General features: G+C 65.9%; 22 protein-coding genes. 13 read left to right on the forward strand and 9 right to left on the reverse strand.

Annotated features, from left to right (window positions below; all coding sequences use genetic code 11):
- The 10 genes from BLV20_RS02325 (at position 1) to BLV20_RS02370 (ending at position 10850) form a co-directional block, all read left to right on the forward strand.
- Positions 1–1863 carry an IucA/IucC family protein gene (locus BLV20_RS02325; protein WP_092296414.1) on the forward strand — a complete coding sequence of 621 codons (1863 nt, stop codon included), beginning with the start codon at positions 1–3 and terminating at the stop codon, positions 1861–1863.
- Positions 1860–2750, forward strand: coding sequence for an ABC transporter substrate-binding protein (locus BLV20_RS02330; RefSeq protein ID WP_092296417.1), 891 nt, complete (start codon positions 1860–1862; stop codon positions 2748–2750). The genes BLV20_RS02325 and BLV20_RS02330 overlap by 4 nt, the downstream gene beginning before the upstream one ends.
- The gene (locus BLV20_RS02335) at positions 2747–3736 is read left to right on the forward strand and encodes a FecCD family ABC transporter permease (RefSeq protein ID WP_092296420.1); all 990 of its coding nucleotides are present in this window, start codon (positions 2747–2749) and stop codon (positions 3734–3736) included. Before BLV20_RS02330 ends, BLV20_RS02335 begins: the two co-directional genes overlap by 4 nt.
- Positions 3729–4760, forward strand: a complete 1032-nt coding sequence (locus tag BLV20_RS02340; protein WP_092296423.1) for a FecCD family ABC transporter permease — start codon at positions 3729–3731, stop codon at positions 4758–4760. The genes BLV20_RS02335 and BLV20_RS02340 overlap by 8 nt, the downstream gene beginning before the upstream one ends.
- A 10-nt stretch (positions 4761–4770) precedes the next feature.
- Complete coding sequence (locus tag BLV20_RS02345) at positions 4771–5562, forward strand: ABC transporter ATP-binding protein (RefSeq protein WP_092296426.1); 792 nt, start codon at positions 4771–4773, stop codon at positions 5560–5562.
- Positions 5559–6338: an IucA/IucC family C-terminal-domain containing protein gene (locus BLV20_RS02350; RefSeq protein WP_092296429.1), complete on the forward strand. Its 780-nt coding sequence runs from the start codon at positions 5559–5561 to the stop codon at positions 6336–6338. Before BLV20_RS02345 ends, BLV20_RS02350 begins: the two co-directional genes overlap by 4 nt.
- Complete coding sequence (locus BLV20_RS02355; RefSeq protein ID WP_092296432.1) at positions 6335–6949, forward strand: RraA family protein; 615 nt, start codon at positions 6335–6337, stop codon at positions 6947–6949. The genes BLV20_RS02350 and BLV20_RS02355 overlap by 4 nt, the downstream gene beginning before the upstream one ends.
- 413 nt (positions 6950–7362) lie before the next feature.
- On the forward strand, positions 7363–9924 hold the full coding sequence (gene nirB / locus BLV20_RS02360; protein WP_092296435.1) for a nitrite reductase large subunit NirB: 2562 nt from the start codon (positions 7363–7365) through the stop codon (positions 9922–9924).
- Positions 9924–10313, forward strand: coding sequence for a nitrite reductase small subunit NirD (gene nirD, locus BLV20_RS02365; RefSeq protein WP_092296438.1), 390 nt, complete (start codon positions 9924–9926; stop codon positions 10311–10313). Before nirB ends, nirD begins: the two co-directional genes overlap by 1 nt.
- Before the next feature lie 96 nt (positions 10314–10409).
- Positions 10410–10850: a CBS domain-containing protein gene (locus tag BLV20_RS02370; protein WP_092296441.1), complete on the forward strand. Its 441-nt coding sequence runs from the start codon at positions 10410–10412 to the stop codon at positions 10848–10850.
- Between the two features lie 55 nt (positions 10851–10905).
- Here BLV20_RS02370 and BLV20_RS02375 read toward each other — a convergent pair whose 3' ends face one another.
- The 3 genes from BLV20_RS02375 to BLV20_RS02390 form a co-directional block, all read right to left on the reverse strand.
- Positions 10906–11376, reverse strand: a complete 471-nt coding sequence (locus BLV20_RS02375) for a DUF6392 family protein (protein WP_092297002.1) — start codon at positions 11374–11376, stop codon at positions 10906–10908.
- A gap of 238 nt (positions 11377–11614) precedes the next feature.
- Complete coding sequence (locus BLV20_RS02385; RefSeq protein ID WP_256577636.1) at positions 11615–12088, reverse strand: DUF6392 family protein; 474 nt, start codon at positions 12086–12088, stop codon at positions 11615–11617.
- Between the two features lies 1 nt (position 12089).
- Positions 12090–13481: an S-type pyocin domain-containing protein gene (locus BLV20_RS02390; RefSeq protein ID WP_092296447.1), complete on the reverse strand. Its 1392-nt coding sequence runs from the start codon at positions 13479–13481 to the stop codon at positions 12090–12092.
- Between the two features lie 269 nt (positions 13482–13750).
- Here BLV20_RS02390 and BLV20_RS02395 point away from each other — a divergent pair, with 269 nt between their 5' ends.
- The gene (locus tag BLV20_RS02395) at positions 13751–13981 is read left to right on the forward strand and encodes an SPDY domain-containing protein (protein ID WP_092296450.1); all 231 of its coding nucleotides are present in this window, start codon (positions 13751–13753) and stop codon (positions 13979–13981) included.
- Between the two features lie 5 nt (positions 13982–13986).
- Positions 13987–14757 (forward strand): phytanoyl-CoA dioxygenase family protein, encoded by a 771-nt coding sequence (locus BLV20_RS02400; RefSeq protein ID WP_092296453.1) that lies wholly within the window; start codon positions 13987–13989, stop codon positions 14755–14757.
- 15 nt (positions 14758–14772) lie between these two features.
- On the opposite strand, the gene BLV20_RS02405 is transcribed toward BLV20_RS02400, so the two are convergent.
- Positions 14773–15675 carry a LysR substrate-binding domain-containing protein gene (locus BLV20_RS02405; RefSeq protein WP_092296456.1) on the reverse strand — a complete coding sequence of 301 codons (903 nt, stop codon included), beginning with the start codon at positions 15673–15675 and terminating at the stop codon, positions 14773–14775.
- A gap of 160 nt (positions 15676–15835) precedes the next feature.
- On the opposite strand from BLV20_RS02405, the gene BLV20_RS02410 reads away from it, so the two are divergent.
- A complete protein-coding gene (locus BLV20_RS02410) occupies positions 15836–18904 on the forward strand; it encodes a D-2-hydroxyglutarate dehydrogenase YdiJ (protein WP_092296459.1) in 3069 nt (1022 codons plus the stop codon).
- Positions 18905–19084: 180 nt separating this feature from the next.
- Here BLV20_RS02410 and BLV20_RS02415 read toward each other — a convergent pair whose 3' ends face one another.
- The 5 genes from BLV20_RS02415 to BLV20_RS30815 form a co-directional block, all read right to left on the reverse strand.
- On the reverse strand, positions 19085–19309 hold the full coding sequence (locus tag BLV20_RS02415) for a hypothetical protein (RefSeq protein WP_092296462.1): 225 nt from the start codon (positions 19307–19309) through the stop codon (positions 19085–19087).
- 49 nt (positions 19310–19358) lie between these two features.
- Complete coding sequence (locus tag BLV20_RS02420) at positions 19359–19790, reverse strand: hypothetical protein (RefSeq protein ID WP_092296465.1); 432 nt, start codon at positions 19788–19790, stop codon at positions 19359–19361.
- 162 nt (positions 19791–19952) lie between these two features.
- Entirely contained in the window at positions 19953–21488 is a 1536-nt protein-coding gene (locus tag BLV20_RS02425) for an FAD-dependent oxidoreductase (RefSeq protein ID WP_092296468.1), read from the reverse strand.
- 225 nt (positions 21489–21713) lie between these two features.
- Positions 21714–22172 (reverse strand): metallophosphoesterase family protein, encoded by a 459-nt coding sequence (locus tag BLV20_RS02430; protein WP_092296471.1) that lies wholly within the window; start codon positions 22170–22172, stop codon positions 21714–21716.
- Between the two features lie 149 nt (positions 22173–22321).
- Complete coding sequence (locus BLV20_RS30815) at positions 22322–22567, reverse strand: general stress protein (protein ID WP_371914284.1); 246 nt, start codon at positions 22565–22567, stop codon at positions 22322–22324.
- Positions 22568–22715 lie beyond the last annotated feature (148 nt).

Raw genomic sequence — 22715 nt, forward strand, 5'->3', positions numbered from 1 at the left:
ATGAATTTCACCTCCATGGCCGCCGAACTGGTGATGCAGGACCTGATCGATTGCCTGCTCGCCGAAGACTTCTTTGGTCGCGAACCCTCGCCGTTGCTCAGCGCCAGCCAATGGCGCCAGGACCATCCGCAAGCGCCCGCCCTTGAAGGCAGCGATGCGCAACAGCGGATCTGGGAATGGTGCTGCGACGCCCAGGAACAGCACTTCATCAGCATCGCCCTGCGCCCGGGCATCACCCAGCAATGGGAAAAAGTCCCGGGCACGCCGGTGTTGGTCCGCCAGGAGCAGCGCTGGACCACCTTGACCCCGGTGGAGTTCATGCGCCGGGTGTTCACCGGCATGGGCCCGCGCTTCCAGGACAACGAAAAGGGCCTGACGCTGTTCCTCGAAGTGCTGCACATCAGCGTCTGGCAGACCGCCTTGTCGCTGGAGCACCGGGTCGACCACCAGGGCCTGATGGCCCAGGACGGCGCCACCTTCTTCCGCACCATGGAGCAGTGGGCCTCGCTGCGCGACCGCCCGTACCACCCGCTGGCCAAGGCCAAGCAGGGTTTGTTGCAGGCCGAATACCAGCAATACCAGGCTGAATTCGCCCGGCCGGTGGCGCTGAACTGGGTGGCGGTGCACAAGAGCCTGCTGCAATGCGGCGCGGGTGTGGCGGACCTGGAACAGGTCTACCCGGCGCGCTACCTGTTGCCTGAAACCTTGCAGGAACGCCTGGCCGCGGAGTTGCGCGAGCGCGGTATCGGCGACAGCCATGTGGCCCTGCCGGTGCACCCGTGGCAGTTCGAGCATGTGTTGCAGGCGCAGCTGGGCGATGCCTTCGCCCGTGGCGACTGCCAGCGCCTGGACTTCAGCGAGGCCACGGTGTTCGCCACCTCGTCGCTGCGTTCGATGACCCCGTGTTTCGCCAGCGCCGACTACCTCAAGCTGCCGATGGCCATCTATTCCCTGGGCGCCTCGCGCTACCTGCCGGCGGTGAAGATGATCAACGGCGGCCTCAGCGAGGCGCTGCTGCATCAGGTGCGCCGCCTCGACCCGGTGCTGGAACAGAGCCTGCACCTGTGCGACGAGAGCAAATGGTGGGCCTTCATGCCGCCCCAGGCGACCTTGTTCGACGAGGCGCCGCGGCACCTGTCGGCGATGGTCCGCGGTTACCCGCAAGCCTTGCTCGACGACCCGGATTGCCGCCTGCTGCCGATGGCCGCCCTGGGCACGCCGTTGCCCGGCAGCAACCGGCACTTCTTCGACGAGTGGATGCAGTACCGCGAACTGCCGGTGACCCAGGCGTCGGTGCTGACCCTGTTCGGCGAGCTGTGCCAGCGTTTCTTCGACGTCAACCTGCGGATGTTCCGCCTGGGCATGCTCGGCGAGGTGCACGGGCAGAACGCGGTGCTGGTGTGGAAGGCCGGCCAGGCCCAGGGCCTGCTGCTGCGCGACCACGATTCGCTGCGCATTTTCGTGCCGTGGCTGGAGCGCAACGGCATGGCCGACCCGGAGTACCGGATCAAGAAAGGCCACGCCAATACCCTGTACCACCAGCGCCCCGAAGACCTGCTGTTCTGGCTGCAGACCCTGGCGATCCAGGTCAACGTGCGGGCGATCATCGACACCCTGGCCCAGGTCTACGCGCTGCCGGCGACCGAGCTGTGGAGCACCCTGCGCGAAGTGCTGGACGGCTTGCTGGACAGCATCGACTTCGACGACGAGGCGCGGGCGATGATCAAGCACCAGCTGTTCGACGCCCCGCGCTGGCCACAGAAGCTGCTGCTGACGCCGATGATCGAACGCGCCGGCGGCCCGGGCAGCATGCCGTTCGGCAAGGGCGAAGTGGTCAACCCGTTCCAGCGCCTGGCCCCGTGAAGCCGGACCCGCTGCTCCATCCCGGCAGGCGCACGCTGTTGCGCCTGTCCCTGGGATTGCTGGCCTTGCCGCAGATCGCCCGCGCCGAGCCGCTGCGCCTGGTCACCCTGTTCCAGGGTGCCACCGACAGCGCCGTGGCGTTGGGCGTGACGCCCTGCGGCATCGTCGACTCCTGGAGCGAGAAGCCCATGTACCGCTACCTGCGCCCGGCCGTGCAGGGGGTGCCCCATGTCGGCCTGGAAACCCAGCCGAGCCTGGAGGACATCGCCTTGCTGCGCCCGGACCTGATCGTCGCCTCGCGTTTTCGCCACCAGCGCATCGCGCCCTTGCTGGAACAGATGGGCAAGGTGGTGATGCTCGACGAAGTGTTCGAGTTCAAGCGCACCCTGGCGCTGATGGGCGCGGCGCTCGGTCGGCAACGGCAGGCCATGGACCTGTTGGCCCAGTGGCGGCAACGCCTGGACCAGCTGCGCGAGCAGCTGCAGGCGCGCTTTGCCGGGCGCTGGCCGCTGACCGTCGCGGTGCTGGATATTCGCGAGGACCACATTCGCAGCTACCTGCCGGCAAGCTTTGCCGGCTCGGTGCTCAGCGAGCTGGGCTTCGCCTGGACGCCAGCGGCCCGCGAGGCCCATGGCGTGTCCCTCAAACTCACCAGTAAGGAGAGCCTGCCGGTGGTCAACGCCGATCTGTTCTTCGTCTTCCAGCGCAGCGACAGCCCGGCCGCGCAACGCCATTACCAGAACCTGGTGCACCATCCGCTGTGGCAGCAATTGCAGGCACCGCGGGACGGGCTGGTGTGGCGCGTCGACAGCGTGGCCTGGAGCCTGTCCGGGGGCATCCTGGGCGCCAACCTGATGCTCGACGAAATCGCCCGGGCGGCGACATGAGCCCGGCCCTGAAACTTTCGGCCCTGGCGCTGCTGCTGTTGCTGTGCATGCTGCTGAGCCTGTCGAGCGGCGCCAGCTGGATCGCCCCGCAGCAGATCGTCGGCACCTTGCTGCACCCCGATGCCTTGAGCCCGGCCCATGGCCTGGTGGTGACGACGCGGCTGTCGCGGACCCTGATGGCGGTGGCCGTCGGCGCCAGCCTGGCGGTGGCCGGCGCCTTGATGCAGGCGCTGACCCGCAACCCCCTGGCTTCGCCGGGGCTGTTCGGGGTCAATGCCGGCGCGACTTTCGCCATCATCCTCGGCTCGTCGCTGCTGGCATTGCACGACCCGCAGCAGTGGCTGTGGTGTGCCTTTATCGGCGCGGCGGTGGCCGGCAGCCTGGTGTGGCTGATCGGCAACCGCGGGCTGGGCAGCCTCAGCCCGCTGCGCATCGTGCTCGCCGGCGCGGCGATGACCGCGCTGTTTTCCGCCTTCAGCCAGGCGCTGCTGGTGGTCAACCAGGAGGGGCTGGACACCGTGCTGTTCTGGCTGGCCGGGTCCTTGACCGAGCGCGACCTGGCCCTGACCGCGCCCTTGCTGGTCGGCGTGCTGCTGGCCTTGCTCGGCGCCTTGTTGCTGGCCGGGCAGGTCAATGTGCTCAACGCCGGCGATGCGATCGCCATCGGCCTGGGCCAGCGCACCGGGCTGATCCGCCTGCTGATGAGCGTGTTGATCATCGGCCTGGCGGGCAGTGCCGTGGCCCTGGCCGGGAGCATCGGCTTTATCGGCCTGCTGGTGCCGCACATGGTGCGCAAGGGCCTGTCCATCGATCATCGCTGGCTGTTGCCCGGTTGCGCCTTGGCCGGCGCGTGCCTGTTGCTGCTGGCCGATACCCTGGCGCGGGTGGTGATCCTGCCGCAGGAGGTGCCGGTGGGGGTGATGACCGCGCTGTTCGGCGCGCCGTTCTTCATCTTGCTGGCGCGCCGTGGAGGCCGTTATGAATGACACTCTGACCCTGCGCACCGCCGGCTTTTCGCGGCGTATCGACCTGGCCACCCTGTGGCGGCTGCTGCTGGCCGTGGCGGCGACGGCGCTGGTGATGCTCGGCGCCTTGTCCCTGGGCAAGCTCAACCTGTCGCCACTGGCCGTGCTGGAGCTGCTGTGGCGCGGCGGCGACGAGCGCCTGCTGTTCATCGTCGAGCAACTGCGCCTGCCGCGCCTACTGCTGGCGGCCCTGGTCGGCGCGGCGCTGGCGGTCTCCGGGCTGATTCTGCAGAGCATCATCCGCAACCCGCTGGCGTCTCCCGACCTGCTGGGCATCACCAGCGGCGCCAGTGCCGCGGCGGTGCTGTACCTGTCGTTCTTCTCGCTATTGCTGGGCCCACGGTTCCTGCCGCTGGCGGCGATGCTCGGCGCCGGGCTGGCGGCCCTGGCCATTTACCTGCTGGCCTGGAAGCAGGGCACTTCGCCGCTGCGCCTGGTGCTGATCGGCGTCGGCGTGTCGGCGCTGCTGACGGCGGTCACCACCTTCACCTTGGTGTTCAGCCCGCTGACCACGACCTTGTCGGCCTATGTCTGGCTCACCGGCAGCGTCTATGGCGCCAGCTGGCCGGAGCCGCGTGCCCTGGCCGGCTGGCTGCTGGCGATCCTGCCGCTGCTGGTGTGGCTGGCCCGCCAGGTGCGGGTGCAACAACTGGACGATGCCTTGGCCCAAGGCATCGGGGTGCGGGTACAGTGGCTGCGCGCCGGCCTGTTGCTGGTCAGCGTGGCGCTGGCCGGGGCGGCGGTGGCCTGGGGCGGGGCGATTGCCTTTGTCGGCCTGATCGCCCCGCATATCGCCAAGCGCCTGGTGGCCCCGGGCTTTGCCGGGCAGGCGGTGATGGCGGCGCTGGTCGGCGCCAACCTGGTGATAGTGGCCGACCTGATCGGCCGTACCCTGTTCCTGCCGCTGGACTTGCCCGCGGGAATTTTCGTCGCGGTGCTGGGCACGCCGTTCTTTCTTTATCTTTTGATCAACCAGCGGCATTAAGGAAACCTCGATGGCCTCGATGGCGACCCATCAACTGACCCTGGGCTATCAGCGCCAGGTGATTATCGACGGGCTGGACCTGCAACTGCCGGCGGGCAAGGTGTCGGTGCTGATCGGCAGCAACGGCTGCGGCAAAAGCACCTTGCTCAAGTCCCTGGCGCGGCTGCTCAAGCCGCAGCAGGGCTCGGTGATCCTCAATGGCGAGGATATCCAGCGCAAATCCACCGCGGCGGTGGCCCGCGAGCTGGCGATCCTGCCGCAGATGCCCAGCGCCCCCGAAGGCATCACCGTGCGCCAGCTGGTGGCGCTGGGGCGCTATCCCTACCAGAACTGGATGCAGCAATGGTCGGCGCAGGACGAAGCCATGGTCGAGCGCGCGCTCTTGCAAACCGGCGTGCAGGCCCTGGCGGAGCGGCCGGTGGACGCCTTGTCCGGCGGCCAGCGCCAGCGTGTGTGGATCGCCATGACCCTGGCCCAGGACACCGAGATCGTGCTGCTCGACGAGCCCACCACCTTTCTCGACCTGGCGCATCAGATCGAGGTGCTGGACCTGCTGCGCGAACTCAATCGCCAGGAGAACAAGACCATCGTCATGGTCCTGCACGACCTCAACCTGGCCTGCCGCTACGCCGACCACATGGTGGCGGTGCACCAGCGCACCGCGTTCGCCCAGGGCCAGCCGGCGCAGATCCTGACCGAGGCCCTGGTCAAGCAGGTGTTCGACCTCAATTGCCGGATCATCGAAGACCCGTTCTTCGGCACGCCGCTGTGCATTCCCTTTGGCCGGGAACTGCCGCAATGAGCCTGCAAACCGCGTTCAACCCGCAAGACTGGGACGTGCTCTGCGGGCCGCTGCGCCTCAAGCCCATGGCGCAACGCGACCGCCAGCGCTCGCTGAGCGCCCGGGCGCTGCTGGACGATGACACCTGCATCGCGCTGCTCGACCAACTGGGGCCGGTGATCGGTTCGCCGACCCGGGCGATCACCGCTTCGCTGCTGGCCAAGCGGTTTTCCTTCCTGGCGACCGGCGCCTGCCTGTACGCCATGTCGGTGTGCGACCAGGGCCTGCTGCTGTCGCTGGACGATTGCGTGATCGAGTACGGCCACGACGACGGGCTCTGGACTTCGTCGATGCCGCTGGCGGACCGCGCGCCCCAGGCCTATGCCGCGGGCGAGCGCGAGGCCTGGCGCGCGGCGATTGTCGAGTCGCTGTTTGCCGGGCTGCTGGCGCCGCTGTGGCAGACCTTCAACCGGGTCAGCGGGATTTCCCGGCGCATCCTCTGGGAAAACACCGCGGTGCGGGTCTATTCGCTGTATGAAAAACGCATGGGCAAGGTCGCGGACCCGCTGATCCGCCTGCGCCACGAGGCGGACTTCGACTGGCTGCTGCAAGAGGCCGCGCCGCAGCTGTTCGGCCTCGACTACAACCCGCTGCGGCACTTCCGCCGCCCGCCGACGCAGCTGGAGGAGGGCAAGAGCATCCGCTTTCGCCGCACCTGCTGCTTTTATTACGAAGCCACCGAGCCGGCCGAATACTGCTCGACCTGCCCGCTGCTGCGCCCGAGGAAATGCCGATGATCGCTCCCCACCCAGCCCTGGCCAGCGCCGCCTTGCTCGAGCAATACCGCAACATCGCGGCCTCGACCGTCGGCCACTTCGGCGACGACGGCTACCTGCGCGGCATCCGCCCGCTGTTCGACGGGCTGCGCATGCTCGGCAACGTGGTCACGGCCAGGGTCTTCCCACCAGATGGCAGCATCCTGCGCGAGGCGCTGCTGCTCAGCGAACCGGGGGATGTGCTGGTGATCCAGTGCGTGGGCGATCAGGAATGCGCCTGCTGGGGCGAGTTGCGCACCCTGGCCGGGTTGATCAAGGGCCTTTCCGGGGTGGTGGTGGGCGGCGCGGTCACCGATGTCGCCGCCCTGCGCGAGCATCGCCTGCCGGTGTTCAGTCGCGGCGTGAGCGCCTACACCACCCGCGGCATCGGCGAGCAAGGGCAGGTCAACCAGCCGATCGAGGTCGCCGGGGTGCAGGTCAAGCCGGGGGACATCGCCATTGGCGACGACGATGGCGTGTTCATTCTCGACCGGCGGCGGGCCGAGGCGCTGTTGCCGCAGCTGCTGGCCAAGGAAGAGCAGGACCGCGAGCGGCGCGCGGCATTCCTGCAGCGCCTGGCGTCCATCGGCTGAGGGCGCGCGGGGTGCCTGGGGCGTTGTCGAATCGGCCGGGCCTGCACTTTTATAAGGCGCGCCAGCCCCGGCCTTGCACCAGGCTAAGGCGAATCCCGCTGGTGGAATGCGCGCCCGGCAACCTCGCGCAAACACCGCGAACGCCCGCCAGCCGGGCGTTTCAAGGCCAACAACGGAGCCTGGCACAAAGGCTGCAAGACAGCCGCTAACGCCCCACCGCGCATGTCGCGGGCGGGCCGCCCCCTCGGTCAACGCAGATCGAGCGGCCAACCGGCCATGGGCACTCGGTGAGTCAGGCACAGCAGCCCGAACGCACACCGCAAATAACAGGCAAAGGCGCCTGGAACCGTAAGGTTTCAGGCGCTTTTTTTTGCTTTAAAAAAACCGTGATTGGCTTGGGTCGGGTGCTATTTATGAATGCCATTGTTGCCCCTTTGAACACACACAAAACCCTGATCGTGATCGGCAACGGCATGGTCGGGCATCATTGCGTCGAACAGCTGGTGGCGCACGGCGCGCTTGAGCAGTACCGCCTGCATGTCTTCAGCGAAGAGCCGATGCGCGCCTACGACCGGGTGCACCTGTCCGAGTATTTCACCGGTCGCGACGCCGAATCCCTGGCCTTGGGCGATGCCGCGCTGTACCAGACCCCCGGCCTGACCCTGCACCTGGGCGTGGCGGTGCTGCGCATCGACCGCGAGCACCGCCAGGTCATCACCGCCGCCGGCCCGGTGCATTACGACAAGCTGGTGCTGGCCACCGGCTCTTATCCGTTCGTGCCGCCGATCGAGGGCGCCGCAGGTGACTCGCGCCTGGTCTACCGCACCCTGCAAGACCTCGACGGGATTCGCGCCGCGGCCGCCAATGCCCGGCGCGGCGTAGTGGTGGGCGGCGGGCTGCTCGGCCTGGAGGCGGCTAACGCCTTGAAGAGCCTGGGCCTGGAAGCCCATGTGGTGGAGTTTGCGCCGCGACTGATGCCGGTGCAGCTGGACGAGCAGGGCGGTCGCGCCTTGAAGGCACGGATCGAAGCCCTGGGCGTCGGCGTGCACCTGGGCAAGGGCACCCAGTCGATCGGCGCCGGTGAGCAGTACCGCTACCGGATGAACTTTGGCGGCGACGACTTCCTGGAAACCGACCTGATCGTGTTCTCCGCGGGCATTCGCGCCCAGGACGCCCTGGCCCGTGAGTGCGCCCTGGAAATCGGCCCGCGCGGCGGCGTGGTGGTGGACAACCAATGCCTGAGTGCCGACCCGCATATCTACGCGATCGGTGAGTGCGCCAGCTGGAACGGCAGCATCTTCGGCCTGGTGGCGCCGGGTTACCAGATGGCGCGCAGCGTCGCCGCGCAGCTGTGCGGCGAGCCTGCCGAGCCTTTCATGGGCGCGGACATGTCGACCAAGCTCAAGCTGCTGGGGGTCGATGTCGGCTCCATCGGCGACGCCCAGGGCCTGACCCCGGGCGCGCGCAGCTATCAATTCATCGACGAGGCCACGGCCAGCTACCGGCGCCTGGTGGTCGATGCCAGCGGCAAGCAGGTGCTCGGTGCCGTGCTGGTGGGCGACAACAGCTACTACGACACCTTGCTGCAGTACATGCAGAACGGCATCGTCTTGCCCGCCGAGCCGGCCGCCCTGATCCTGCCGTCCAGCGCCGGCGCGCCGACCCTCGGCCCGGGCGCCTTGCCCGAGTCGGCCACGGTCTGTTCCTGCCATAACGTGACCAAGGGCGCGATCTGCTCGGCCATCGACGGCGGCTGTTCCGAGCTCGGCCAGCTCAAGGCCCGGACCAAGGCCTGCACCGGCTGCGGCGGTTGCGCCGGCCTGCTCAAGCAGGTCTTCGAGCACGAACTGATCGCCCGTGGCGTCAGCGTCGACAAGAGCCTGTGCGAACACTTTGCCTATACCCGCCAGGAGCTGTACGCGCTGGTGCGGGTCGAGGGCATCCTCAGTTTCGACGAGATGCTCGCCAAGCATGGCCGTGGCCACGTCGGCTGCGATATCTGCAAGCCGGCGGTGGGCTCGATCCTCGCTTCGTGCTGGAACCAGCCGATCATGGACCGCTCCCTGGTGCCGCTGCAGGACACCAACGACACCTTCATGGCCAACATGCAGAAAAACGGCACCTATTCGGTGGTGCCGCGCATCGCCGGTGGCGAAATCACCGCCGACAAGCTGATCGTGATCGGCCAGGTGGCGAAGAAATACGACCTCTACACCAAGATCACCGGCGGCCAGCGCATCGACCTGTTCGGCGCCCAGCTGCACCAGCTACCGGATATCTGGGCCGAGCTGATCGCCGCCGGCTTCGAGACCGGGCACGCCTACGGCAAGTCGACCCGCACCGTGAAGTCTTGTGTCGGCAGCACCTGGTGCCGCTACGGCGTGCAGGACAGCGTGCGCATGGCCCTGGAGATCGAGGACCGCTACAAGGGCCTGCGCTCGCCGCACAAGCTCAAGTTCGCGGTGTCCGGCTGCACCCGCGAATGCGCCGAGGCGCAGAGCAAGGACGTCGGCGTGATCGCCACCGAGAAGGGCTGGAACCTCTACGTCTGCGGCAACGGCGGCATGCGTCCGCGCCACGCCGAGCTGTTCGCCACCGACTTGGACGACCAGACGCTGATCCGCTACATCGACCGCTTCCTGATGTTCTACATCCGCACCGCCGACCGCCTGCAACGCACCTCGGTGTGGCGCGAGAGCCTGGAGGGCGGCCTGGACTACCTCAAGGCGGTGGTGATCGACGACAGCCTGGGCCTGGGCGCCGAGCTGGAAGCGCAGATGCAACTGGTGGTGGACCGCTACGAATGCGAATGGGCCAACGCCCTCAAGGACCCGGAAAAACTCAAGCGCTTCCGCACCTTCGTCAACGACCAGCGCCCGGACCCGGACATCCATTTTGTCCAGGAACGCGGCCAGCGCCGGCCGATCATGGCCGCCGAACTCAACCTGATCCCTGTCACCGAGGAGGTGCTCTGATGAGCCAGTCGCCAAGCCTGCAACCTATCGCAAGCGCATTCGCCGAGCAGCCCGGCCTGCAGTGGCAGGCGGTGTGCAGCCGCCAGGACCTGGTCAGCCACAGCGGCGTGGTGGTGTGGCACGACGGCGCCCAGGTGGCGCTGATCTACCTGCCGGATGCGCCACAGCAGACCCTCTACGCCATCGACAACCATGACCCGCAGTCCGGCGCCAACGTGATCGGCCGTGGCCTGGTGGGCTGCATCAAGGATGAGCTGGTAATCGCCTCGCCCTTGTACAAGCAGCACTTTCGCCTGGCCGACGGCAGCTGCCTGGAATACCCGGAGCAACGCCTGCGCACCTGGCCGGCGCGGCTGCGCGGCGACGTGGTGGAAATCGGCGTGCAGTAGGCCGCACGCGCTTCCTTCAATACACATCCATGCCTGACCCCGCGCCGCCCGGCGCGGGGCCGGAATTCCTGTTGCTTGAAAGTCTCGGAGACGCCCATGAAAACCGCTGCTCAGTTGCTGAAGTTGAAGGCCGTGGAGAACCGCCAGGTGCACAGCATCGGCCCGGACCAGATGGTGCTCGAAGCGCTGCAGATGATGGCGCAGAAAAATGTCGGCGCGCTGCCGGTGATGGAAGCCGGGCAGGTGGTCGGCGTCATCAGCGAGCGCGACTATGCGCGCAAGGTGGTGCTGCAAGGCCGCTCATCGGTGGGCACCCCGGTCCGCGCGATCATGAGTGCACCGGTCATCACCGCCGACAGCCAGCACAGCATCGAACGCTGCATGGCCGTGATGACCGACAGCCACCTGCGGCACCTGCCGGTGCTCGAGGGCGAACAACTGATTGGCTTGCTGTCGATTGGCGACCTGGTGAAGGAAGCGATCGTCGAGCAGGCGGACCTGATTCGGCAGTTGGAGGGGTATATTCGGGGGGATTGAAGGGAGCAGCACCTTGTGCTGCTTCATTCCGCTTGGGGGAGCACGGGCTGTCTTCCTATAGATGCTGTGCTTGGGATTTTTCGTTCAGCCTGAAGACGATGCCTTCCACTTCCATGTCGACGGTGTACTTGAACAACACGTGGATGCTCTTGGACATGCCTGGTAAACGATAGGTATCCCAGCCGCCCGTCATGCCGGAGATAGGCACTCTATAAGGCGCTCCTGACTCCAGCGGCTCGCCATATTGAGATTTAACCCAGGTCTGATTCATCTTGGTTTTGAGCTGGTAGGGAATACTCCCTCGGTATATGGGCTCTCCTTCAAAACCCTCAAGAAAGGTAATGAACAGGTTTTCAAAACGTTGAATGCTGGCCCAAAAACCCAATTCAATCCCTGGCTCCAGCGACACTGTCATCCTGTCGCTGTCATCAAAGATGCCCTTTGGTGGTCCTCCTGGGAGATACATTCCTGAGGCGATTATTTCGGGATAAGTGCGCCCGAGGTTTTTGAGCAAGTCATCGATCATTACGGCGTTCATACCAATACAAGCCTTATCCACACAGAGCTAAATGTTGGGCTGCCCAAATCTATTCCGGCTGCAGGTGACATGAACGAGCTCTCATCGCCCTCGAACATACCTTTAGGTGGCCCGCCAGGGAGATACATTCCAGATGCGATCAACTCGGGATAGGTCCTCCCCATATTTTTAATCAGGTCATCGATCATTGCGGCGTTCATATTCGTGCCAGCTGTGCCTCGTAAAACTAAGGGGGGGATTTTTCGTTCAGCCTGAACACTATCCCTTCCACTTCCATCTCAACGGTGTACTTGAACAACACATTGATGTTTTTGGACATGCCTGGAAAACGATAGGTTTCCCATCCGCCTACCAGCCCACGCACTGGGATTTTGTAAGGACCTTTTGATTCCAAGGGCTCGCCGTATTGGGATCTAACCCAGCTCTGGTTCATTTTTGTTTTGAGTTGATAGGGAAGCCATCCTTTGTAGGTGGGCCTTCCGGGAAAGGTTTCCAGGAAAGTAATGAACAGATCTTCAAACCGCTGATTGCTGGCCCAGAATCCCAGCTCAATACCCGGTTCAGGCGACATAGATAAAGTGTCGCTGTCCTCGAAAATACCTGTTGGCGGACCGCCAGGAAGATACATTCCAGAGGCGATCAATTCAGGGTAAGTACGTCCGAGACTTTTAACAAAGTCATCAATCATTGCGGCGTTCATATCAGTACCAGTTTTGTTCCTGATGGAGGTTGTGCAGGTTCGTGCGTGCCATTTCGATCTGCTCTTCGGTAAAACCCTCTTCCAAAAGGTAAGGCTTGATGGCATCGAGATTAGTATCTACGGCTGTCCGTAGGTCAGCCGCATCCTTGGCCTGCTGGGTCTTGGTGTTTCTACCACCATACGTCTCACTGTACTTCTGATGCACCTTGCGAGGTATCGCGACACTTGGGGCTTTTCGTAGATGATCTTTGACTTCAGGTTGGGAAATGCCCGGGACGTTTGCTTTCAAAAAAGTCTCCAACGCCTTCTGCGACGGTATGTGATCAATATCCAACCCATCCTTGACGCTTCTATTGGAAAGATCATTCGCCGGGCCGACTTCCAGTGGGTTGACCAGGGGCTTGGCGAAGACCAGGTACAGCGAGCGCAGGCCGCTGCCGATCGGGAAGGTGATGATGCAGTCTTCGACCTTGAGCTCGTCGAGGGGCGCGCCCTGGAGTTGGCTGTCGCCGCCTTCGGCGATGGGGTGGACCATGAGGTTGGCCAGTTCGTCGGTCACCCCCGGGTAGGGTGTCGGGGCGGTGACCACTGGGCCGTTGTGCGGTGTCCAGGTGATGGTGAGCGTGCCGAGGTGGGCCTGCATGGCGTTTTTGTCGGCGTTCCAGTGGGCCTTGATCACCGGGACGCTGTCCTGGCCCGACTGGGCGCTGGTGTGGATGCCATGGATTTGCAGCACACCCTGGCTGTCGCGGCGGAACTGGAAGCGCACCCGGGTGGTGGCGGCGCGCAGTTCGCGCAGTTGTTCTTCGCTGTAGAAGGTGTCGTCGCCGAGCTGGGTCGGAGTCATGGCCAGGAGCAGCACCTGTCCCGCCGGGCCGCCGAGGGTCCTGGCCGCGGTGCCGGCCATCTGCACTGACCAGGCGAAGCTCCTGAGGAGCCGTTCGCCGGCGACCCTGCCGAGCCCGACCTCGGTCGCCGAGGAGGCCATGAGCATGGTCTTGCCGAAGTTGCCCGCGGGCTCGTTGGCGCTGCCGGCCTGGGTGGTGCCCCAGGGCGCGCTGCTGATGGACTTGGCGAAGACCAGGTCGGTGCGAGGAACGGGATCGGGCCACGGGTCTGGCCGCAGGTAGACCGGCTCCGGTTCGGGCGCGGGGCAGACCAGGCTGCCGCTCGCTGTTGCGGCGGAACTGTCGGTGACCAACACCCAGTCGCCGTTGCTGACGGCGGCCAGAATGTCCCGATCGCTATTGATCGTGTAGTGCTCGCGCAACAGCTCGTCCAACCCTTCAAGGCTTGACCTGTTGCGTTGCAGCGCCATGCGCACCTGGGTTTCGGCGAAATACGGATCGTGCGCGTTCCGTGCCTGCCGGTCGGAGGCCTTCAATAAACGCATGTCAGTAAGCGCATGAGCGGCCCCGGCTTCTGGATAAGCCACGCATGCTAGGGGGCCGATCGGGCGCGGCGCTTTAGGCCCTTTCTGAAACGTTCGAAGGAAAACTCGTTGATGGACAGGCGATAAAACCGCGATCCGTTTCTAGCGTTAAAGCTGCCGTTCGTCTTGGCGTACGGAGCGGGATTCAACTTTTGCCCACAATGTTTTCACAGCTGTTGTAAGGGCCACCCAGGCCCGGAGGGGCTGCTAGCCGTTGGAGGTTGAGCCAGATGAACGACTATTCCCTGGACGAAACGCTCGAGGAACGTCGCCAGCGCCGGGTGGCGCAGGCGCTGAGCCTGAACCCCGACGAGGTGGCACGTTGGGTGATCGCCATGGAAGAGGACGGCAGCGGCATGGGTTATGTCATCGAGTTTTCCGCCGCCACGCCGGTCGAGGTGCTGGCCAGGGTGCCGGGGCTGGGCAGCGACCGGCTGATCAATATCGGCCCCATCGACTAGCGGCCATGAACGGCCTTTCGATCCCGCCGGCACTGACCGACGAACGTCTGCGGGCCTTGCACCGCGAGGGTTTCGTGCTGCTGCCCGGGGTGCTCGACGCAGCGCAGATCAAGCTGCTGCGCCACGCGATCGACAGCCTGAAACCGCAACATTGGGACTACAGCGGCTCGCTCGAACACTACAAATGTGTGTTCAACCGCGACCCGTTGTGGCTGCCGTTTCTCGACCTGCCGGGCGTCATCGAACTGGCCGAAGCGGCCCTGGGCGACGATTGCCATGTCATCGGCCAGACCGCCTGGCGCTGCCATCCGGGCTTCCAGGGAATGGGGCTGCACCTGGATTACCTGGCGATGCAACTGCCGCGCAGCCTGCTCGGCGATCCGGCGTTCGAGCTGCCGATGCAGGTCTGCACCTGCCACCTGTACCTGGACGACATCGACCCGGACCTGTGCCCGACGCTGGTGCTGCCGGGCAGCCATCGCGCCGGGCGAGCGCCGCGGGCCGGCGAGGAGCATTGGCATGGGCAAGTGGCGCAGCCGGTCCTGTGCCGCGCCGGCGACGCGCTGATGTTTCGCAGCGAGCTGTGGCATGCCGGCAGCGAGAACAGCAGCGCCGGACGCATCCGCTACCTGCTACAGGTGCATTACGGCCGGCGCATGGTGGCGCAGAAGTTTTCGCCCTACCTGCACTGGCGCTTCAACCCCGAGGTGCTAGCGGCGGCGTCGGCGCGTCAGCGGCGCCTGCTCGGCGAGCATGCGGAGGCCGAGTACGACTGAGTCACGCCAGGGTGCTCAGCTGTCGGGAAAGGGAATCGACAACAGCCAGCGGCTGAACGCCTGCAACGACGGCAAGTGCTGATAGCGGGTCGGGTAGGCCAGGTAATAGCCGCGGCCGCTGTCCACCGGCTCGAACAGCGCCACCAGCTCGCCGCTGTGGATTTCGTCCTGCACCAGGATGCGCGGCACCAGGCCGATGCCGATGCCGGCGACCACCGCCTGGATCAGGTGCGCGGTCAGCTCGAAGCCCGGCCCCATGCGCATCGCCCGCTGATGCAGGCCGTTCTGCTCGAACCACTCGGGCCAGGCGTCGGGGCGCGAGACCACGTTCAGCAGCAATTGCCCGGCCACCTCGGCGACGGACATCGAGCCATGCTCGGGCAGCGCCTTGGGGCTGGCCACCACGGTGAGCTTTTCCGACAGCAGGCGATGGGCCTCGTAGCCGGGCCAGTGGCCGGTGCCGGCGCAGATGATCGCATGCATGTCGGCGGTGTCTTTCGACAGGTCGCTGGTGACGATGCGCGAATGGATATGCACCAGGGTGCCCGGATGGCTGGCGTAAAAGTCATGCATGCGCGGCAATAGCCATTTCGAGCCGAAGGTCGGCAACACCGCCAGGTGCAGCGGGCCGCCGCCGGCCTTGTGGGCGATGGTCTGCAAGGTGGCATTGCGGATGCGCGCCAGGGCCGCCGCCAGTTCGTGGTGATACAGCGCGCCGGCGGCGGTCAGCTCGATATGCCGACCGTCACGGCTGAATAACGGTACTTCGAGCAGCGACTCCAGGGCCTGGACCTGGCGGCTGACGGCGCTTTGGGTCAGGGCCAGTTCTTCGGCGGCCTTGGTGAAGCTGCCATGCCGCGCGGCGGCCTCGAAGGCCACCAGCACCGACATCGATGGGGTAAGTCGTCTCGGGTTCATTCATAAAACTCATGAAAAAAGCACATCAAATACGTTTGCCCAAGGGGTTTGGCTTCAGCAAAATAGGCACTTTCGACTGGCCGCCGACCTTTTGGCTGTGTGCAAGCATACGTGTTTTGCATGCAGCACCGCGCCTTTTCTCTGCCTGGGATTCTTCTTGATGATTGCTCTGCTTGCCCCCGAACGCGACCCGCTGGCCCATTACCAGGGTTTTCTCGATGCCTTGGGCGCGAGCGGTTTTCGTGGCGAGATCGCCCGTGACCTGGGCCTGCGCACGGTGCTGGCCACCGACAACTCGATTTACCAGCGCCTGCCGCAAGCCGCGGTCTTTCCCCGGGATGCGGCGGACGTCGAACGGCTGGCCCGGCTGGCCGCGCAGCCCGAATACCGCAGCGTGGTGCTCACCCCTCGCGGCGGCGGCACCGGCACCAACGGCCAGTCGCTGACCGACGGCATCGTCGTCGACCTGTCGCGGCACATGAACCAGATCCTCGAGATCAACGTCGAGGAGCGCTGGGTGCGGGTGCAGAGCGGGGTGGTCAAGGACCAGCTCAACGCCGCCCTCAAGCCCCACGGCCTGTTCTTCGCCCCGGAGCTGTCGACCTCCAACCGCGCCACCGTCGGCGGCATGATCAACACCGACGCCAGCGGCCAGGGCAGTTGCACCTACGGCAAGACCCGCGACCACGTACTGGCCCTGAGCACCGTGCTGCTGGGCGGCAGCCGCCTGGACAGCGCGCCGATCGACAACCGCCAATTGAGCGAGGAGGCCGCGCAGCCCGGACGCATCGGCGAGGTCTACCGCTGCGCCCAGGACATCGCCGAGCACCAGGCCGAGCTGATCGAGGCGATCTTCCCCAAGCTCAACCGCTGCCTGACCGGCTATGACCTGGCGCACCTGCGCGAGAGCCCGGAGCGCTTCAACCTCAACAGCGTGCTCTGCGGTTCCGAAGGCTCGCTGGGCTTTATCGTCGAGGCGCGGCTCAATGTATTGCCGATTCCCCGGCACTCGATCCTGGTCAACGTGCGCTACGCCGGCTTCATGGATGCGCTGCGCGATGCCAAGGCCTTGATGGCGCTGAAACCGCTGTCGATCGAGACGGTGGATTCCAAGGTGCTGATGCTGGCCATGCAGGACATCGTCTGGCATGGCGTGGCGCGGTATTTCCCCGAGCAGGCGGACACCCCGACCCTGGGCATCAACCTGATCGAGTTCAGCGGCGACGACCAGGAGGAGCTGGAGCAGCGGGTCGACGTCTTCGTCCGCCACCTGCAGCAGGACAGCTCGGTGGTGCGCCTGGGCCATACCCTGGCCATCGGCGCCCAGGCGGTGAACCAGGTGTACGCCATGCGCAAGCGCGCGGTCGGCCTGTTGGGCAACGTCCAGGGCGAGGCGCGGCCGCAGCCCTTTGTCGAAGACACCGCGGTGCCGCCGGAAAACCTGGCGGACTACATCCTTGAATTCCGCGCCTTGCTCGATGGCTATGGCCTGCAATACGGCATGTTCGGCCATGTCGACGCCGGCGTATTGCACGTGCGGCCGATCCTCGACATGAAGGACCCCGCGCAGGCGGCGTTGATCCGGCCGATCTCCGATGCGGTGGCGGCGCTGACCCACAAGCACGGCGGCCTGCTGTGGGGCGAGCATGGCAAGGGCCTGCGCTCGCAGTACGTACCCGATTACTTCGGCGAACTCTACCCGGCGTTGCAGGCCTTGAAGGCCGCGTTCGACCCGTTCAACCAGCTCAACCCCGGCAAGATCGCCACCCCGGCCACGGTGCCGGAAGCGCGCCTGACCCGAGTCGACGAGGTGGTGTTGCGCGGCGAACTGGACCGCACCATCGACGAGCGGGTCTGGCAGAGCTATGACAGCGCCCTGCATTGCAACGGCAACGGCGCCTGCTACAACTTCGACCCGGACGACGCCATGTGCCCGTCGTGGAAGGCCACCCGCAACCGCATTCATTCGCCCAAGGGCCGCGCCTCGCTGATCCGCGAGTGGCTGCGCCTGCAAGGCGAGCAGGGGGTGGATGTGCTGAACGGCGGTGGCGCGCGGCTTTCCAACCTGGCCCAGCGCATCTACAACAGCCTGGCCCGGCTGCGCGGGCGCGAGGACTTCTCCCACGAGGTGTACGACGCCATGGCCGGCTGCCTGGCGTGCAAGTCCTGCGCGGGGCAGTGCCCGGTCAAGGTCAACGTGCCGGAGTTCCGTTCGCGTTTCCTCGAGCTGTACCACGGCCGTTACCTGCGCCCGCTGAAGGATTACCTGATCGGTTCCCTGGAGTTCAGCGTGCCTTATCTGGCGCGCCTGCCACGGCTGTACAACGCGCTGATCGGCGCGGCGCCGGTCAGCCGGGCGCTCCAGCACCTGGCGGGGATGGTCGATAGCCCGTTGCTCAGCACCCTGGATTTCCAGGCGGTGTGCCGCCGGCGCAACGTGCGCATGGCCAACGCCGCGCAACTGGCGGCGTTGTCCGCCGAACAGCGCGAGCGCAGCGTGATCCTGGTGCAGGACGCCTTTACCCGCTTCTTCGAGACGCCGCTGGCGGCGGAATGGCTGGAGCTGATCGAGCGCCTGGGGTTCCAGATCTACCTCGCGCCGTTCGCGCCTAACGGCAAGCCGTTGCAGGTCCAGGGTTTCCTCGGCGCCTTTGCCCGGGCCGCGCGCTACAACGCGCAATCGCTGTTGCAATTGCAGGCCAGCGGCGTGCCCCTGGTCGGGCTCGACCCGGCGATGACCCTGGTTTACCGCCAGGAATACCGCAAGACCCTGGGCGCGGCCCAGGCGCCCGAAGTGCTGTTGCCCCAGGAATGGCTGGCCCGGGTGCTGCCTGCAGTACCTAGTGAGGCATCGGCTGAAGCGAACCCGACCGCCGAGCCCGAGCTGTATCAGTTCCTGCCGCATTGCACCGAAAAGACCAACGAGCCGGGCAGCATCGGCCTGTGGCAGCAGGTGTTCGCGCGCATGGGGTTGAAATTGCAGGTGCTGGCCAGCGGCTGCTGCGGCATGTCCGGCACCTATGGCCACGAAGCCCGCAACCTGGCCACGTCGCAGGTGATCTATCAGCAGTCCTGGCAGCCGCTGGTGGCGCGGCACGGGCAGAGCGGGCGGTTGCTGGCCGACGGTTATTCCTGCCGCAGCCAGGTCAAGCGCCAGGAAGGCCAGGGCCTGCAGCACCCCCTCCAGGCCCTGTTGGAACAAGTGCGTAAACACCCGCTCAAGGTCTGACATAACACCAGCGTGGCGGCGGTTTGCGAGCGCTACGCCCGAACGCGGACCGGCCCAATCGCAGCGCCTGGGATGCGGCAGCGGCTATGGGTGTAGCCGCTGCCGAGCCTGCGAGGCTGCGATCGGTTGCGCAGCGACCGTAAACCCTGCCTCCCGGATCCTGCCGCCGCCACGGTGGCTTCAGTCGGTGCTGTCCATCAGTTGCTGGATGCGCAGCCAGTCGTTGCGCGCTTCCAGGTATTTCTCGTTGGCCAACTGCTTGGCGCTGCTGAACCGCGCCAGGCGGTCCTCGTCGACATGATCGGTGTTGAGCAGCTCATAGGCCTGGGTATCCAGGCGGTCGGCTTCGGCAAACAGCCGGGCGTTGTTCGCCAATTCCCGGTTGAATCGTTCGGTCCTGCTCATGGTGACATCGTCCTCGTCTGAATCCTGGGGCCGGCCACGAAAGCCGTGCCTATTTCCACTGCCATCGGCCGCCAGCCCCCTCACAATCGGTCCTCGCTTGCTTGAGGTTTGCCGCTCGGTAATAAAAGGTCACCACCTGGGCGTCGTCGGGGATGTTCAGGGACGACCCCTGCGGGTCCTTGGCGGTCGAGCGCGGGTTGGACAGCGCTTCCTGGGTCAGGCGCGCGCGGCACACGGCCAGGTAGGACGGGTCGCAACGGTCGACTTTGCGCTTCTCGTGGGCCAGCGTGCCCTTGCTCTCATTGCTGCACGACCAGCCGATGGCGTCGGCCGGCATGCCTTCGAAGAGGTAGCAGGTATGAGTGTCGACATTGGCAATCTCGGCGCTCTGCGAACGGGTGACGACGTCGCAGCCCTGGGCGAAGGCGCCGCCGCTGCCCAGGGCAACCACGGCAAGACAGACAAACGTACGGATATTCATGGCGATCCCTCTTCCTGGCTCGGGGGCCTGGGCGGCGTGCCCTTGGTCGCTGGCCGCGATAGCCCAACCCCTGCCTGAATTTGGAAAATCGCCCTTTACCCAGGGTTCCGTGGCGCTGCCGAGCGGTTGTCGACCGCCGGCGGATGGCTGGCATGCCGGGTTTCATTCCGGCGTGGCATGGATCAGTTCCAGGGCCTCGCTGCGCGACAGCGGCCGTTGCATGCGCTGCGACAACAGCGCCATGGCCCGCGGGTACTCGCAGGCGACCACCGACTCCACCTCCTCGTGAAAGCACAGCAGGGCGATAAAGCGGTACTGCTCCGGCTCGCCCTCGAAGACAATCCGGTCCCACCGCCGGGCATGGCCGAGCACCTCGAAGGTCTGGTCGTAGAAGTAAGTCCAGAAGAACGGCACGTCGGCAAACCTCAGGTGTTCGCCCAGCAGGTTGCGCGCGGCGAGCCGGCCCTGCTGTTGGGCCACGCGCCAGTGCTCGATGCGCTGCGAGCGGCCGTCGCAGGGGTAGCTCACCATGTCGCCGGCCGCCCACAGGCCGTCGGCCACCGCCAGGCCGCTATCGGCGATCAGCGAACCGTCCTCGGCGCGTTGCAGGCCTTCGACAAAGGCCGTGGCGGGGCGCACGCCAACGCCGAACAGCACCAGGTCGACGGCGATGCGCTGATCGTTGTCGAGAATCACCTGCTGCACCTGGCCTTCGCCGACCAGGGCCCGGGCTTCGCAGCCGGGGTGGTAGATCACCCCGTGCTGTTCGTGCAGGGCCCGCACGGCACTGCCGATGCGGTCACCCAGCTGCTTTTGCAGCGGCACCGCGTGCCGGCCGATCAGGTGCACCATCAGGCCACGCTTGCGCAGAGCCGAGGCGCTCTCCAGGCCGATGAAGCTGTCGCCGACCACTGCCACGCGCTTGCCGGGCCGGGCCAGCTCCAGCAGGCGCACGGCGTCCTGGCGCGAACGCAGCATGAACACGCCCGCCAGGTCGGCGCCTTCGATGGCCGGCATGCGCGGCTCGGCGCCGGTGGCCAGGAGCGCGGCGTCGTAGTTCAACCGTTGGCCATCGGCCAGGAGGACCTGCCGGCGCTCGGGGTCGAGGCGGCGGACCTCGGCCTGCAATAGGCGAATCGGCGGCGCGCGGTAAACCTCCGGCTCGAGCAGGGCGGGCACCTCCGTCGGCGGCATCTCGCCGGCCAGCACGTATTTGCTCAGGGCGGTGCGGTCGTAGGCGGGCTGCGCTTCCTTGTCGATCCAGGTCAGGTTCTTGCCGTAGCCCTTGGCTTTCAGGGTCGCCACTGCCGCGGCCCCGGCGGCGCCAGCGCCGATGACCAGGATGCGGCGCGAATCGGGCACGCGTGGGGCCACGGCCGGCGCCATCGGTTCGTCGGCCACCCAGACCCGGTCGTCATGGCGGATGTCCACCCGGTAGCGCTTGAGGTTCGTCAGCGCAGGTGGCTCGCAGAGCTGCCCGCTGTCGCAGGCGAAGGCGCCCTTGTGCCAGGGGCAGATCAATTGCCCCTGATGGACCACGCCCTGTTCCAGCGGCGCCCCGGCATGCGGGCAATCGGCCTGGTAGGCCCGGACCTGATTGCCCGTGCGAATCAGCAGCACGGTTTCGGCGCCGACCCGGACCCGGGTGCCGCGGTCTTCGGGCAACTGGTCGAGGCGGGCCACGACAAAAAAAGTCATCGCTTTTCTCCTGCGCGTTCCGCGCCCTCGGCCATCCTTGGGCATCACCTGTTCAGGTGAGGCCGGGTCCGCAATCTTCTGCTCGAGGGCGCAACGCGGCCCGGCCAGGTGGCTTCGCTCGGCTTTCCTCATGAACGCCGCAAGTCGCTGGATTAAGTGTGGACCCTGGGACGCCCGCCCGATGGCCGCGCCCCGATGACCGGTCATGCCCGAGCGGGTCGGGCGCTAGACCGCCAACTCGATCAGCCGGCCTTCGACCCGGCCGGCCTCGATGTCCAGGCAGCCCAGGCTGACCGGCAGCTTGAAGCGCCTGGGGCCGGCGCTGCCCGGGTTGATGTAGAGCACGCCGTCTTGCTGGAACTGCCGCGGCTGATGGGAATGGCCGGTGACCACCACCCGCACGCCGGCCGGCAGTGGCTCGGGCACTTCGGCCAGGACATGGCAGAGCAGCAGGTCGAGGCCGGCGAGCCGCACGGTGACGTGATGGGGCAGGGCCCGGGCCCAGTCGCGGGGCTGGTCGATATTGCCGAACACCGCCGTCACCGGCGCCAGGCGCCCGAGGGCGACGAGTATCTGCGGGTCGCCGATATCGCCGGCGTGGAGGATATGCGCGCAGCCCTCCAGCGCCGCCAGCGCGGTGGGACGGAGCAAGCCGTGGGTGTCGGAGATCAGGCCGATTTTCATCCGTGGTGTTCGTCCGCTGCCGGGGCTATTTACAAGGGCTATTTACAGGGTTTGCGCGAGTGCCGCCGGGTTCGATGATAGCCGGCGGCGGGGCGAATTCTTCAGGTGCAGGCCGGAGCGCGTCAGGGACGACGCTCCGGCGCTGCGGTTCAGGATTTGCGGGTGCCGCCACCAGGGCCCTGGCCACTGCCTCGCTTGTTGGCATCAGGGTTTTTCTGCCGGTCGTCGGGCATGTTGCCGCCCGAACCTTGGCCTCCGGGTTTCTTGCCGGTCTGGGAAGGTTTCTGCGTGTCTTTATTGCTGCCCATGGATGGGTTTTTTCCGCTGGTAACCATATTCCAATCCTCGAAATAAGCGATTTGATACCTCGCAAGATTGGGAAACGAAACGGTCAACGAAAGTTTGAAAAAGTTTCCCGCGAGACGACCAACGGCGGGGGATCGATTGGCTTTGGCCAGTTGTCCAAATTAAGTCGGTTTATAGGGGCCGCCGGATCGAATCGTATTTTTAATTGGAGCACGTGGATCCGATCGGTCTAACTGA

The organism is Pseudomonas sp. NFIX28 (assembly GCF_900107395.1).
Classification (GTDB): Bacteria; Pseudomonadota; Gammaproteobacteria; order Pseudomonadales; family Pseudomonadaceae; genus Aquipseudomonas.